The organism is Clostridium sp. CTA-1, from assembly GCF_054768215.1.
This window is the reverse complement of sequence record NZ_BAAAAP010000004.1, coordinates 158088-172855: the sequence shown is the minus strand read 5'-3', so window position 1 is coordinate 172855 and position 14768 is coordinate 158088. Positions and strand designations below refer to the sequence as shown.

12 protein-coding genes are annotated in these 14768 nt (G+C 26.1%); 1 reads left to right on the top strand and 11 read right to left on the bottom strand.

Features of this window, described 5'->3' with window-relative positions:
• Positions 1-110 precede the first annotated feature (110 nt).
• From adhE to ACYUEW_RS04725, 3 genes are all read right to left on the bottom strand, one after another.
• Positions 111-2699 carry a bifunctional acetaldehyde-CoA/alcohol dehydrogenase gene (gene adhE, locus ACYUEW_RS04735; protein WP_460276311.1) on the bottom strand — a complete coding sequence of 863 codons (2589 nt, stop codon included), beginning with the start codon at positions 2697-2699 and terminating at the stop codon, positions 111-113.
• Between the two features lie 626 nt (positions 2700-3325).
• Positions 3326-4408, bottom strand: coding sequence for a M24 family metallopeptidase (locus tag ACYUEW_RS04730; RefSeq protein WP_003487514.1), 1083 nt, complete (start codon positions 4406-4408; stop codon positions 3326-3328).
• A gap of 115 nt (positions 4409-4523) precedes the next feature.
• Positions 4524-5930: an APC family permease gene (locus ACYUEW_RS04725; RefSeq protein ID WP_003487517.1), complete on the bottom strand. Its 1407-nt coding sequence runs from the start codon at positions 5928-5930 to the stop codon at positions 4524-4526.
• 356 nt (positions 5931-6286) lie between these two features.
• Between ACYUEW_RS04725 and ACYUEW_RS04720 the strand changes: the two genes are divergently transcribed.
• Positions 6287-6832, top strand: coding sequence for a helix-turn-helix domain-containing protein (locus ACYUEW_RS04720; protein ID WP_003487519.1), 546 nt, complete (start codon positions 6287-6289; stop codon positions 6830-6832).
• A gap of 125 nt (positions 6833-6957) precedes the next feature.
• On the opposite strand, the gene ACYUEW_RS04715 is transcribed toward ACYUEW_RS04720, so the two are convergent.
• From ACYUEW_RS04715 to ACYUEW_RS04680, 8 genes are all read right to left on the bottom strand, one after another.
• Positions 6958-7824: a tRNA 2-thiocytidine(32) synthetase TtcA gene (locus ACYUEW_RS04715; RefSeq protein WP_003487520.1), complete on the bottom strand. Its 867-nt coding sequence runs from the start codon at positions 7822-7824 to the stop codon at positions 6958-6960.
• A gap of 231 nt (positions 7825-8055) precedes the next feature.
• Positions 8056-9909, bottom strand: a complete 1854-nt coding sequence (locus ACYUEW_RS04710) for a PAS domain-containing sensor histidine kinase (RefSeq protein ID WP_043031095.1) — start codon at positions 9907-9909, stop codon at positions 8056-8058.
• Positions 9910-9984: 75 nt separating this feature from the next.
• Positions 9985-10119 carry a cyclic lactone autoinducer peptide gene (locus ACYUEW_RS04705; RefSeq protein WP_043031092.1) on the bottom strand — a complete coding sequence of 45 codons (135 nt, stop codon included), beginning with the start codon at positions 10117-10119 and terminating at the stop codon, positions 9985-9987.
• Between the two features lie 75 nt (positions 10120-10194).
• A complete protein-coding gene (locus ACYUEW_RS04700; RefSeq protein WP_043031090.1) occupies positions 10195-10824 on the bottom strand; it encodes an accessory gene regulator ArgB-like protein in 630 nt (209 codons plus the stop codon).
• Positions 10811-11248 (bottom strand): hypothetical protein, encoded by a 438-nt coding sequence (locus ACYUEW_RS04695; RefSeq protein WP_043031177.1) that lies wholly within the window; start codon positions 11246-11248, stop codon positions 10811-10813. Before ACYUEW_RS04695 ends, ACYUEW_RS04700 begins: the two co-directional genes overlap by 14 nt.
• Before the next feature lie 258 nt (positions 11249-11506).
• The gene (locus tag ACYUEW_RS04690) at positions 11507-13360 is read right to left on the bottom strand and encodes an ATP-binding protein (RefSeq protein WP_265204167.1); all 1854 of its coding nucleotides are present in this window, start codon (positions 13358-13360) and stop codon (positions 11507-11509) included.
• Positions 13361-13371: 11 nt separating this feature from the next.
• Positions 13372-13839, bottom strand: a complete 468-nt coding sequence (locus ACYUEW_RS04685; RefSeq protein WP_043031088.1) for a hypothetical protein — start codon at positions 13837-13839, stop codon at positions 13372-13374.
• A gap of 400 nt (positions 13840-14239) precedes the next feature.
• Positions 14240-14749, bottom strand: coding sequence for a GNAT family N-acetyltransferase (locus tag ACYUEW_RS04680; protein WP_043031086.1), 510 nt, complete (start codon positions 14747-14749; stop codon positions 14240-14242).
• Positions 14750-14768 lie beyond the last annotated feature (19 nt).

Sequence of the window (14768 nt, the reverse complement as noted above, 5' to 3'; positions counted from 1 at the left end):
TTTGACACAGTATTACTTTTTTTGTATCGATGTTTGGTTTATGGGTAAAAACTAAAATTTTAGCTTTGTGTAACTATAATAATATTCCATACTATATATTTTAAACAAACTTATTTCTTGTTACTAAAAACATTAGTATACATTTCTTTTATTTCACTTATTAATGGATATCTTGGATTAGCTCCTGTACATTGATCATCGAAGGCTTGTTCGGACATTTCATCTAAAGTTTTGAAGAATTTATCCTTTGATACTCCCGCCTCTTCTATGGAAGTTGGAATATTTACTTCTGCCTTTAGTTTATCTATGGCTTTTATTAATAACTCTACTTTTTCATCCTCAGTTTTTCCACCTAATGATAAATAATCTGCTATCTTTGCATATTTAGCCTTAGCATTTGGATATTTATATTGTGGGAAAGCAGTTTGCTTTCTTGGCATATCCTCAGAATTAAATTTAATTGTTTCATTTATTAATAAAGCATTAGCTATACCATGTGGTACATGATGCATAGAACCTAATTTATGAGCCATAGAGTGACATACTCCTAAAAATGCATTTGCAAAGGCCATACCTGCAATAGTTGATGCATGGGCCATTTTTTCTCTTGCTTCTATATCTTTAGCTCCTTCTTTATAAGCTTTTGGTAGATATTCAAAAATAGTTTCTATAGCTTCTAAACATAATCCATCTGTGTACTCTGACGCCATAACTGATACATAAGCTTCTACTGCATGAGTTAATGCATCAATTCCTGATGCCGCTGTTAATCCCTTTGGCATATTAAGCATTAAATCTGCATCTACTATAGCCATATCTGGAGTTAATTCATAATCTGCTAGTGGATATTTTACCCCTGTTTTTTCATCAGTTATAACCGCAAAAGGAGTTACTTCTGAACCAGTACCTGCTGAAGTAGCTACTGATATCATCATTGCTTTATCTCCCATATGTGGGAACTCATATACCCTTTTTCTTATATCCATAAATCTCATAGCTAAATCTTCAAATTCTACTTCTGGATGTTCATACATTACCCACATTATTTTAGCTGCATCCATAGCAGAGCCTCCGCCTATAGCTATTATTGTATCAGGGTTAAAATCTACCATTTCCTTTGCACCCTTTTTTGCTGTTTCTAAAGTTGGGTCTGGTGCTACATCAAAGAACACTTTATAATTTATTCCTATTTCGTCCAATACATCTGTTACTTTTTTAGCAACCCCTAATTCGTATAATACTTTATCTGTAACTATGAATGCTTTTTTCTTATTCATTCTTTTTAATTCTTTTAAAGCTATTGGAAGACATCCATATTTAAAGTAAACTTTTTCTGGCACTCTAAACCAAAGCATATTCTCTCTCCTCTCAGCTACATTTTTGATATTTAATAAGTGTTTTGGTCCTACATTCTCTGATACTGAGTTTCCACCCCAGGATCCGCAACCAAGAGTTAGAGATGGTGCTAACTTAAAGTTATATATATCACCTATACCACCTTGAGCTGATGGCATATTTATAATTGTTCTTCCTGTCTTCATATTATTTGAGAATTTTTCTACTTCTTCTTTGCATTTTATTGTGTTTATATATAATGAAGATGTATGTCCAAATCCTCCTAGTTCTACTAATCTTTCTGCCTTAGTTAGAGCTTCTTCATAGGCTTTAACTTTATACATTGCTAAAATTGGTGATAATTTTTCATGGGAGAAAGGTTCTTCTAATTCTACAGATTGAACTTCTCCAACTAAAATTTTAGCCCAAGCTGGAACTTGTATTCCTGCCATTTCACCTATCTTTTGTGGTGTTTGACCAACAATTTTAGCATTTACATTTCCATTAACTAAAATTATTTTTTTAACTTTTTCTGTTTCTTCTTTATTTAGAATATAGGCTCCTCTAATTATAAATTCTTTTTTTACTTCTTCATATATGCTATTCATTACAATTACTGATTGTTCTGAGGCACAAATCATACCATTATCAAAGGTTTTAGAAAGTATTACTGAGCTTACAGCCATTTTAATATCTGCTGTTTCGTGTATTATAGCTGGTACATTTCCAGGTCCTACTCCTATAGCTGGTTTTCCTGAAGAATAAGCTGCTTTAACCATACCTGGACCACCTGTTGCAAGTACTAGATTTGTATTACTCATTACCGCATTAGATAATTCTAGTGTAGGTTCTTCTATCCAACCTATTATTTCTTTTGGTGCCCCTGCTTTTATCGCTGCATCTAAAACAATCTTAGCTGCCATTATTGTAGACTTTTTAGCTCTTGGATGAGGTGAGAAAATTATACCATTTCTAGTTTTTAGAGCTATTAAAGCTTTAAAAATAGCTGTTGAAGTTGGATTAGTTGTTGGAACTATGGCCGCAATAACACCTATTGGTTCCGCAATTTTTGTTAATCCAAAGGCTTCATCTCTTTCTATTACACCACAGGTTTTTTCATCTTTGTATTTATTGTAAATATATTCAGATGCAAAATGATTTTTTATAACTTTATCCTCTACAATACCCATACCTGTTTCTTCTACCGCCATTTTTGCAAGTTTAATTCTTTCTTTGTTAGCGGCTATGGCTGCTGCTTTAAAAATTTTATCCACCTCATCTTGAGAATATGTGGAATAAACTTTTTGTGCCTCTTTAATTTTTTCAATTTTTCTTATTAGTTCCTCAGTAGTTGTAATTTTCATAATAACACCTCTTTTAATGATAGTTTATTTTTTCACAAAGTTATCTAAAATATAAAAGTATTAATAATTAGTAATACTTAAAGTTTCTTAATTGTTATTTATTTAACAATTTCATAATAATACTTTATTAAATCAAAGTCAATAGTATTTGTTAAACTTTTATCATATTTTATTTTGTTAACCTTTTCTTTTTTTTATTTTATTTTTATTACATAGTACATTTATAAAATTATTAATTTGATATAGATAATTTGTTTATAAATTACTACCACTTATAGAATATGGGAGAATTTTGCACATTAATGTTAAAATTGAATTTATTATATTTAAAATAATATTTATGGATAAAAAAATAACTATGAAAAAATATATTTTATAATATACTTTTTACATAGTTATTTTTATTACTAAAGGGTACTGTTTATCCGATGACTACCCGCTCTAACACTCCCATCTTCTTCAAAGTGGAAGTAAAGAACGGCTACGTCCCTGGATAACGATTTCCCCTAAAGGATAACGACTTCTAATGAGTAAAACTCCTAAGAATTCTGTTAATAAGCTTTAGTGGGAGTAAAAACTCCCTCTAAAGCCAAGAACTCTGTTTATAGGATACTTATATAAAAAATTTATTCTATTATAGTTAACTCTTTACTATATTTATTTAAAACTTCACAGCCGTCTTCTGTTACTAAAACTAAGTCTTCTATTCTAACACCAACTTCACCTGGTAAGTATATACCTGGTTCTATTGAGAATATCATTCCTGGTTTTATTTCTTCAGTGTTAACTGCTGAAACGTCTCCTAAGTCATGATCTTCTATACCAATTGAGTGTCCTGTTCTATGAGTAAAGTATTTTCCATATCCAGCTTTTTCTATAACGTCTCTAGAAGCTTTATCTATATCACAGAATCTTACTCCTGGTTTAACAGCAGCTATACCTGCCATATTAGCAGCTACTACTGTATCATAAACTTCTTTTGAATGTTCTGGAACACTTTTATAGAAGAAAACTCTAGTCATATCTGAACAATAAGAATCTTTTACACAACCTATATCTAAAACTATGCAATCTCCTTCTTTAAGTTTAGAACCATCATTTTCATGATGTGGATCTGCTGCATTTGCTCCATATCCTACTATTGGATCAAATGAGAATCTTTCTGCACCTAAGTCACTATAAATTTTTGCAAGTCTTTCACCAACTTCTTTTTCTGATAAATCTTGATTTTCTTTAAATAAGCTATATAATTTTTCCATAGCAGCGTCATTTGCTTTTGATGAAGCTCTCATTAATTCTTTTTCTTTTTCATCTTTGAACATTCTTGCTCTATCTATTATTATTGAACCATTAACAAATTTGCTTCCGCCTTCTAATTCCATAAGTCTTAATAAAAAACGTGCTGGCCAATTTTTATCTACACCCATTACTTTATCTTTTTCAACATATTTAGAAATTATTTCTACTCCATCTTGGTTATCATTAAACCAAACTTTTTCTACTCCTAAGTCTTCAGTTACTGGGAATAATTCATTTATAAATAATTTATGGTTCCCATTTTCATTAAGGTAAAGAGCTATTAGCCTTTCTCCTGTATGAATCCATTTTCCTGTTAAATAAAATATAGCTGGTGCATCTGAAATCAACATTTGAGGAATTTCTCTTTCTTTCATTCCCTCTAAAACTTTATTAAGTCTTTCTTGGTTCATAAAAATCCACTCCTAAATTTATATTTATTTTTTTATTCTCTATATAAAAGAGAAACAAAATCAATATTTATTTGTGAAAAAGACTACCTTTTAGATAGCCTCTTAATTCATATTTCTATTTTTCTTCTCTAAATCCTGTTTTTTTAACAAAATTATTCCATTTCCATAAACCTATACCTATAACTAAAACTGCTCCGCCTATCATTTCTAATTCATATATAATATTTTCTTTTAAAGTTGGCATAACTGGTGCTGCTGATAAAACTATCCCTACTACTGATATTATAAGTACCATATTAGCTATAGATATAGCTTTTCCATTATTTTTAGACATTTCATATGGTCTTACTTCGTTTGGTCTGTCTTGTCTTAACTTTATATACGAACGGAATAATAAAACATATGGGAATAATGATGTTAATGCTGTCATTGTAACAAGCACATTATATATTGCATCAACGGATGGTAACAATGTAGTAGTTAATAATATTATACTTACTATAACCGCTTGTAATATAACTGCTTGTACAGGTATATTGTGTTCATTAACCTTTGTAAACTTCTCTGTAAATATTCCTTTTTTAACACTACCAAATAACATTTTTATTGGTGATGCTATATAAAGTATTATAGCTCCAAGCACTGATAAAGAAATACCAAAAGCTATTATTCTTATAAACCATGGTCCTATTCCTAAATTAGCTGCAACAGTCCCTAAGGCTGCTAATATACCTTCAGATGCAGTTATCTTATCTGTTGGAATAATCATAGTTATAGCAATTGAACCTAATACATAAAGACCTCCAACTATAGCTGCTGATATTAAAATTGCCTTTGGGAAATTTTTTTTAGCATCATCTATTTCTGTGACAAAGTTTGCGGCAGTTTCTGCTCCCGCAAGGCCAAACATAACTGATGAAATTGCTGCTAAAGTATCCATGTTTAATTTTGGTGTTAACGTAGCTACTGTATAAGTTGATGCTGGTTTATGTCCAAACACTAATACAGATATAAGAGCCATTACTATTAAAAGAACTGCTGGCACAGTTGAGCCTAATGCTCCTACATTAGTAAATATCTTAGCAAAGGCCATACCTTTAGTACTAATTAATGAAAGTATCCAAAATATAACTAATGAACATATAAGTACAAACATTTTATTTCCTGCAAGTTCTGGTTTTCCTAATACGTAAGAAACGTTTACTATTAAAAATGTTAAAAATGAAGAATACCAAAATAACTTAGCTGTCCAATTTAACCAAGAAACCATAAATCCCCATTTTTCTCCATAGGCTTCTTTTACCCATTCATAAAGCCCTCCATCTCTTGGATAAGTAGCTGCAAGTTCTGCACAAATAAGCGCACTTGGTAAGAAAAATATAAATGCGAATAATACCCAGGCCGGTATAGCACCAAGACCTAACCCAAAACTAGATGCTGTAGATTTTGCTATCCACCTAATTCCAAAAAGCGCTGATACATTCATGAAAACTAAGTCCCATAGACCTATTTTCTTTTTCATGTTTATCCCTCCATACGTCAATTCTTTAGTTTCGTTAAATATTTAAATTAAAATTTTAAAATATTTTCAGTATATTTTGATAATACCATAATTTTTTATTTATGTATATATATTTTTTCGATATTACAGTAATTTTTTATTGTTTACTGTAATAAATTTGTTGTTTTTTTGTTTATATTAAGAATTTTGAATTATTGGTAAAACACTCTATTATGTCATATATTTTTTTAATATTTATTATATACTTTTCTAATAATAGGATAATAATCTTGAATTACCAAGGTTATTATGCTATTATTATTGAAAGAAAAGTAAGATTTTTCTGGATTTTGCTAATATATATATTGGAGGTCAAAATGATCAATGAAATTGCTGAAAAAATTAGAAATCTAAGAAAAGAAAAAAATTTAACCTTAAAAGATCTTGGTGAAAAGACAGGTTTGTCCATAAGTTTTTTATCACAAGTAGAAAATAATTCCTCTTCTCTTGCAATTACTTCTTTAAAAAAAATTGCAGATGCATTGAATGTACCTATAACCTATTTTTTCAAGAGTCCAGAACTTCATAAATATTTAGTAAAAAAACAAGAAAGAGAAGTTTTTGAACTTGAAGGCTCTGCTTCTAAGTTCATAAGATTAAGTGGTAATTTTACGGAAAGAAATATGGAGTCTATATTAGTTGTAATACCTGCTGAAAAACAGCATGGTCATAAATTTAGCCATCCAGGAGAAGAGTTTATATATGTATTAGAAGGAGCTATTATAGCTAATCTAGATGGGGAAGAATATTTTGTAAACGAAGGTGATTCCATTCATTTCCCTTCTACTATACCGCATATACTTTCTAATCCTCTTAAAACGGACTCTAAAATATTAACAGTAGTATGCCCTGCAATTTTTTAAAAATATTTATATAATTGATATTCATGTGCTATTTATAGATAAAAGATTTCCAAATATTAAAGTAAATTTACACTTTTAAATATTTGGAAATCTTTTTTTAATTATTTATCTGTTCTTTAACTATATTAATCTTCATCATAAAAATCTAAGTAAGAATATTTTTCTTTATTCTTTTGCCATCCTAATATAGCTTCCATATTAACATTTTTAGATGACATAAATATAGATTTATCTACGTCCTTAAAGTTTTTCTTTAATTCTTTAATTAAGTCTTTTATTTCATGCCTTTTATTACCTATTTTACCTGCTGCCACCATACAAGCACAGTTTAGAGGCCAAATCCCACTATTTTGTATGAACTTTTGTATATATTCTTCTTCTACATAATACAATGGTCTTATTAATTCTAATCCTTCAAAATTTGTAGATTTAAATTTAGGTAACATGGTCTTAAAATTTCCCGCATAAAGTACATTTAATAAAATAGTTTCTATAACATCATTAAAATGATGACCTAAAGCTAATTTGTTGCATCCTAATTCTTGAGCTTTAGAATAAAGAGCTCCTCTCCTCATTCTAGCACACATATAACAAGGATAGTCCTTAGCTATATCATCTATAACTTTAAAAATATCAGAATCAAACAAATTAATAGGTATATTTAAATAATTACAGTTATCTATTAATAATTTCCTTATATCTTCATGATAACCTGGATTCATTGAAATAAACTCTATTTCAAAATTTATTTGGCCATGTTTTTTTAACTCTTGAAATAATTTTGCCATTAAAATACTATCTTTTCCCCCAGAAACTGCCACAGCTATTTTATCACCATCTTCTACAAGGTTATATTCTTTAATAGCTTTAATAAATTTATTCCATATAGGTTTTCTATATTTTTTAATAATACTTTTTTCTATATCTTTAAGAGGTATTCTCTCATTAAAAGGTACTAAAACCTCACAACCTTTACCAGCTATACCACTCATATTTTCACCTCACTTATGAAAAATATTATAACACTTTTATATTATTTTGTGTTAAAAGATTTTTAATAAATCAAAAATAAGCTATATTATATTTTTTAATAAATACAGCTTATTTAAGGTTATTATTTATATTAAAAACACTAACGTGTACATTAAATCTATCTTAATAAAAATTTAATCATTTTAAAAGGATTTATTATGTATCCAAATAAAATTATATATAAAACTATTCTACTTAGATGAAAACTCTGAATAAATATCTGAAAATTCCATATCTACATATTCTTTACTTGGTGAATACAGTACATTATTTTCCTTTTCTGAATCTTCTTTTACCAATTTAACTGGTATATTTATTATGAATTCACTACCTTTACCTATTACACTTTGGATATCTATATTACCTTCATGCATATTTACAAAGGACTTAACTAAATATAGGCCTATACCACTGCCTTCCTTATTTCTTCTTAAAGTTTTATCTACTTGAACAAATCTTTCAAATATATTTTCTATTTTATCTTGTGGTATACCTATCCCTGTATCTTTTACGGATATGGTAATGCTATCTTTACAATCTTTTATATTTACATATATATTTCCGCCACTACCTGTAAATTTTATAGCATTAGATAATAAGTTTAATATTATTCTTTCTATTTTATCTGGATCTACAGCCATAATTTTTTCTTCAACATCTGTATCAAATATGATATTTATATTTTTACTTTCTGCATAATATACAACGGATAAAGTAATCTCTTCTACTAAATTTACTATATTACAATTCACTAGATTAAGTTTTAAATATCCTGAATCTAGTTTAGTTGTATCCAATAGATTATTAATTAACCTCATAAGTCTATAGCAGTTTTGCTTTATAACTTTTATATACTGTTCCTTTTTATCATAAGAGTTTGCATCTTTTTTATATAAATCCAATATTTGCACTGCTGTAAATATTACATTTAAAGGTGTCTTTAATTCATGGGATATATTAGCTAAAAAATCAGTTATTAATTTATTGTATTCTCTGCTTTCATTTAATAATTCTATATTTTTTTCTACATCCTTTTGAAGTTTTTCTACCTGTTTTTGTGAAGTAATATCTCTTAGTATAGATAATATAGCAGGCTTATTATTATATATAATATAAGTACTTATACTTTCAACATTTATATTTTCTTTTTTATTATTTTGTATAACTTGTTCAACACATATTATATCACTTTTATTTCTATATACTAACTCTAATTTATTCCTTATTTTCTTTTGCTCTTCTTTTAATATAAAATTATTTATATTTATATCTTGAAGTTTATCATTATTATTACAAATTAATAATTCTGATGCACTTTCATTGGCAAAAACAATCTTATCTTTTCTGTGGATTATAATAGCATCTCTTGCATTTTCTATAAGTAAATTATAGCAAGTATCGTTTTTAAAAAGAAGTTCCTCTATATACTTTCTTTGACTATCTTTTTCATTTAATTTCTTGTTTAAGTTTTCTAGTTGAATATTCTTTTGTTTTATGCTCTCATTACCTAATTTAACATAATACCCTAGAGATATGGCTGTTAAAATGAACACTCCTGAAAGAATTAAATCATTTTCAAAATAAGTATTTATGCAATTATAATTAGCCATAGATAAATCTATAGTTAAAATTATAAGAGATGATATTATTGAAATAATCATACCAGACTTTAATCCTCTTTGGATAGTAGTTGTAATTATAATAAATAAAAATAAATACTTGTATTGACTATTATACTTTCCTGACATTATAATCAATACTGTAAAAATTAAAATGAAAAACATGTTTTCTATTCTTTGAACAAGTAATATATTTTTAAACATTCTAGTTTTTATGGCAAAAAAAGACCAAATTAAATATATTACAGTCATTATTAAAGATAATAATATCGCAAAAGCAGTATTGTAATAACTGTTTTTATTAGCACAATTGTTTTCAGAAAGATAATTATATAGTATTATAGAAGAAAAAAGTAAAGATATTAACTTTACTATACAAGTTATATTATATATATTTTTTTCTTTAATTTGATTAATTTCGCTCATATACCTCACACTCGCAGTCACATTAATATATAGCGTATAGGTAAGTTTCCTTTCCCTATACACTATTTAAAATTTTTATTTTCTTAATGACTTTGGTTCTTTTGGCTGATATATACCTGCTACACAAGCTGAATCTGCTGTAGAATAAGCTACAGATTTAAGAAATTTTGCAGTAACCTTTATACATTTTTCTTTTAATTGTTTTTTCATTATAATTCCCCCTATAATTTTATATTATTACATATTAACATATTAACATATAATTAACTTTAATGAAATAATTTGTTATTCCATGGCTATATTAGCAAACACTCTTTTAGCTAAGGGTGTAAGAGTAAAACTCTGCCATAAAACACCTGCAATTATACATTTAGCGTAATAAATCAACATTTCATTCTTATATTGAAAATAAATTAACAAAAGTAGGGCTTCAATGAAAAATAAAATACTAATTATAAAAAAAGAATACCTTCTTAATTTTAATATTTCATCTTCATTTTCTATAGGCTTAGTTTTAGTATCTACTGGCACAAATTTATAAATTGCATAATATGAATAAATGAATATCAAAATACAAATTACTGGGAAAAATAAATTCAAACCTATATTAATATTTTTTACTATTAATGCAAATCCTACAAAAACTATAGCTCCTAAAATTGCACACTTATTAGGTGTATTAGCATGTATTCCACCAGAATACTTTCTGTATATAACTGAAGTTAATGCAATAATTACAGATTCTATCAATACATTACATATATATCCTAAAATTACTACACATAGAAATGCCCATATTGTTTGCAATACTGAAAAGGCTCCATATGCAATAATCTCTTCTGTATCTTTATCTAGATTTAAATTACTAGAAATTTTACTTCCTATTTTATTTGAAATCTGTTCAATTAAAAACATCCTTTACTCTCCTATCTTTTATTTTAAATATAAGTAAAACTATAATTACCAAAACAAGGATAGATGGCATTAAATAAATGCATTTTTTTAATGGACTTTTTAAAACATTTTCTATATTTTCACCAAATATCTTATACATAAAATATAAATTTAAAGCCTCACTTAGTGCTAAAAAACTCACTAATATTAAAGAATAGGTTATAGCTTTAATAGGAGCAACTTGATTTATGAAAGTGCATATTAATATAATGGCTATAATATTTAAAATAGTATGTACACCATAATGTATTGGGAGTAATCTAATTGAATATATAATTACAGAAAATAAAATACTAGATAAAACATATTTATTCTTGTTTATCTTACTATTGCTAAAAGCTTGTATAATAAAAATAAATAAAAACGCTTCTGGAGTTAATCTCATAAATAACTCTACTACACTACTTTTCAACACGATTAAATCATTCCTTTATTAGTGTATTTACACTATAATTATAACACTTTTAGAAATTAATGTAATGTTATTTTTCTATTTAACTAAAATTTTAACATTTTTGGATATATAGTATTATTTTTTTATCAACTTGTAAACTTATATAAGTTTTAATAAATAAAAACAAAATAAATTCTCTAAAATTGTATAATACAATTTTAGAGAATTTATTTTGTAATAATTATAATATTATTGAGTTATATCTGAGAACTCCATATTTATACGTTCTACATTAGCTTCATAAATTACATTTTTTGATTTTATATTATTATTACAAACTGTAGCAGGCAATTTTATTATAAATTCTGTTCCTTTTCCTAGTTCACTAGTTATAGTAACATCACCCTTATGCATTTCTACAAAGGACTTTACTAAATGTAATCCTATACCAGTTCCCTCTTTATTTTTCTTTAAAGTTTTATCCACTTGAAAAAATCTTTGAAATATAGATTCTAATTTATCTGAAGGTATCCCAACCCCTGTATCTTTTACATGTATATATACATAATCTCCAGAATCTTTTATATTTACAAATATATTACCTCCAGAGTTAGTAAATTTTATAGAATTTGAAAGTAAATTTAAAATAATTCTTTCTATTTTATCTGGATCTACCGCAATTATTTTCTCCTCCACATTTGTATCAAATACAATATTTATACCCTTGCTTTCCGCATAGGATGTTACAGATAATGTTATTTCTTCTATCAAACTTATTATATTATAATTAACTAAATTTAATTTTAAATACCCTGAATCTAATTTAGTTGTATCTAATAAGTTATTTATCAACTTCATAAGCCTATAACAATTTTGTTTTATTAGTTTTAAATATTTATCTTGCTTTTCATAATCAAGATCTTTGTTAATATCTTTTTCATAAAATCCTAATAATTGTACTGCTGTAAAAATCACGTTTAATGGGGTTTTTAGCTCATGAGATATATTAGATAAAAATTCTGTAATTAATTTGTTATACTCCCTACTTTCATTTAATAATTCTATATTCTTTTTAACATCTTGTTCAAGTTTTTCTACTTGTATTTTAGATGTTACATCATGTAATATACTAAAAATTGTTGGCATACCATTATATATAACATAAGTAGATGTATTTTGTATTGTCTTCTCTTTATTATTAATTACATTGTGCTGAAACTTAACTATATTTTCACTACCACAATATAAATTTTCCAATTTATTTTTTACAGCATTATATTGATCTTTAGGTATTAAACTTTTTATATCTATATCTTCAAAATTATACTCTTTTTTGTATCCTAACATCTGTTTTAATCTCTCATTAGCAAATATAATTTTACCATATCTATGTACCAATATAGCATCCTTTGAATTTCTTATAAGTAAATTATAACAATTTTCATTTTTTATAAGTAATTGTTCCATACATCTTTTTTGCATTTCCTTCTGGCCTAGTTTGCTAGCTAATATATTTACTTCTTCCTCTTTTTGTCGTAAATCTTCCTTTTGAATATTTACATAATACCCTAAAGGCCAAGCTGTCATTATAAATACCCCTACTAAAATTAAATCTGTTTCGAAATATATATTTATTGGAGCCTTTGGTGCTAATATTAAATCTATAGCTAATACTATACTGGAAGATACAATTGCTGTAATTATTCCATATTCCATTCCTAATTGTATGGTAGTAATAATTATAACTAATAAGAATAAAAACTTATAAGAACTTTTATAACTTCCTGACAATATTATTATGAATGTAAAACTTATCATTGATATGATATTTTCTATGACTTGAATTGTTTTTATTTTTTTCAGTTTAAAAGCTTTTATTGATATAAACATCCAAATAAGATATACACTAACTAAACATATTATAATAATAGCTAAATTTAATGCATCAAAATAAAATTTTTCAGTAATATTATTCTTTTCTGCATAATTTAAATAAATAGCACCTGCACAAAAAAGCAATATAATAAATTTTACTATAAGCATACTATTATATATTTTTTTATCATGACTCCAATTTTTAATTTTTATTTTATCTAAATTCATTAATTTAACTCCTATATATTTTTACATTGTTTCCTTCTATCCATAAATTTGCTTATAAGAAAAACATTAAATACAAATAGAATAAAATACGGAATAAAATATATTACTTTAGTGATAGGTGTAAGTCTTAGTAAAGGTACATTAATTTGAAATACCTTAGTTAAAACGAAAATGCTTATAAATTCACTTATGCATAAAATTATTGTCATAATCATATTGTAAGAAATGGCATCTTCCATGGATATTTCACCAATATTAACAGATAATATTATTGAAAAAATAATATTTATAGCTAAATGAATTCCAAAATGTATAGGTAACATTCTAACACAATAAATTTCTATAGCTGATAATAAAGACATTATTATTAACCTTTTTTTATCAAAAAATTTCTTTGATAAAAAATAAATCCCCGTTGTAAATGTAAAACTTTCTGGTATCGCTATTAAAAAAAACTCTAATATAGATAATTTAAGCATATTTTTTATTCCTTTTCATTTATAGAATCTATATGTAATTATATCATATTTTTCTATTATATAAAATTAATGACAAGAAAAAATATGTTTTTTATTTGTTCTATTGTTATTTTCGTCATATTTTTATAAAAATTTAGTTTTTACAACAAATTTTAACTCTATATTATACAAAAAATCATTTTTTGTCAAATTTTGTTCCATTTAAACTATAATTCCTATTTAATAATTATATTATTTATTAAGGATTTATATTCCATATTTATTATAAATAAAAAGCCATATACACTTATATCGCATATGACTTTTCATAACTATTATTTGATTATTTATTCATATATGTAAATTTAGCAATATATTTTATGTCTTCTGTGTTTTTTTTACCAAAAATTTAACAATAGTATTATGCTACTAATTGTAAAAATTTCTTTATAGACATAGAATATTGCATTTCTTTTGCTAACTCTTTATCTTCTGTAAATCCAATTTTTTTAAATACCATTCTTGAACGTTGATTTTTAAAATTAATTTTTGCAACAACTTCATCAACTCTCCACTGAAAAAATGCATGTTTTAATCCTTCTAATATTGCATTAGTTCCTAATCCTTTACCCCATTTATCTTTATCTCCTATTACTATAACCATTTCTGCAATATTATTCTTAGGAACAAGTCTTAAAAATCCTACAGGTTCCTTTTCATTAGTTGTTACCATAAAAAAACTACCATTTTGATTAAATAAATGAGTAAGAATAGGCATATTTATTCTATACATTATATCTTTAATACTTTTACTTACATTCTGTTTTTCGTTTAAATATTGTGTTATTTCAGTATCTTCTAACCAATTAGCAATTATTGAAGCATCTGATTTAAAAACTTCTTGTCTCAGCTCTACATTATTATCTTCCATTAACATTAATCCTCCCTAG

Bases quoted from the DNA above. Each gene is read 5' to 3' on its own strand.
- ACYUEW_RS04720 (WP_003487519.1), top strand. From the start codon at position 6,287: ATGATCAATGAAATTGCTGAAAAAATTAGAAATCTAAGAAAAGAAAAA.
- ACYUEW_RS04685 (WP_043031088.1), bottom strand. From the start codon at position 13,839: ATGCTTAAATTATCTATATTAGAGTTTTTTTTAATAGCGATACCAGAA.
- ACYUEW_RS04730 (WP_003487514.1), bottom strand. From the start codon at position 4,408: ATGAACCAAGAAAGACTTAATAAAGTTTTAGAGGGAATGAAAGAAAGA.
- ACYUEW_RS04715 (WP_003487520.1), bottom strand. From the start codon at position 7,824: ATGAGTGGTATAGCTGGTAAAGGTTGTGAGGTTTTAGTACCTTTTAAT.
- ACYUEW_RS04710 (WP_043031095.1), bottom strand. From the start codon at position 9,909: ATGAGCGAAATTAATCAAATTAAAGAAAAAAATATATATAATATAACT.
- ACYUEW_RS04695 (WP_043031177.1), bottom strand. From the start codon at position 11,248: ATGAGATTAACTCCAGAAGCGTTTTTATTTATTTTTATTATACAAGCT.
- ACYUEW_RS04690 (WP_265204167.1), bottom strand. From the start codon at position 13,360: ATGAATTTAGATAAAATAAAAATTAAAAATTGGAGTCATGATAAAAAA.
- ACYUEW_RS04705 (WP_043031092.1), bottom strand. From the start codon at position 10,119: ATGAAAAAACAATTAAAAGAAAAATGTATAAAGGTTACTGCAAAATTT.
- ACYUEW_RS04700 (WP_043031090.1), bottom strand. From the start codon at position 10,824: ATGTTTTTAATTGAACAGATTTCAAATAAAATAGGAAGTAAAATTTCT.
- ACYUEW_RS04725 (WP_003487517.1), bottom strand. From the start codon at position 5,930: ATGAAAAAGAAAATAGGTCTATGGGACTTAGTTTTCATGAATGTATCA.
- adhE (WP_460276311.1), bottom strand. From the start codon at position 2,699: ATGAAAATTACAACTACTGAGGAACTAATAAGAAAAATTGAAAAAATT.
- ACYUEW_RS04680 (WP_043031086.1), bottom strand. From the start codon at position 14,749: ATGGAAGATAATAATGTAGAGCTGAGACAAGAAGTTTTTAAATCAGAT.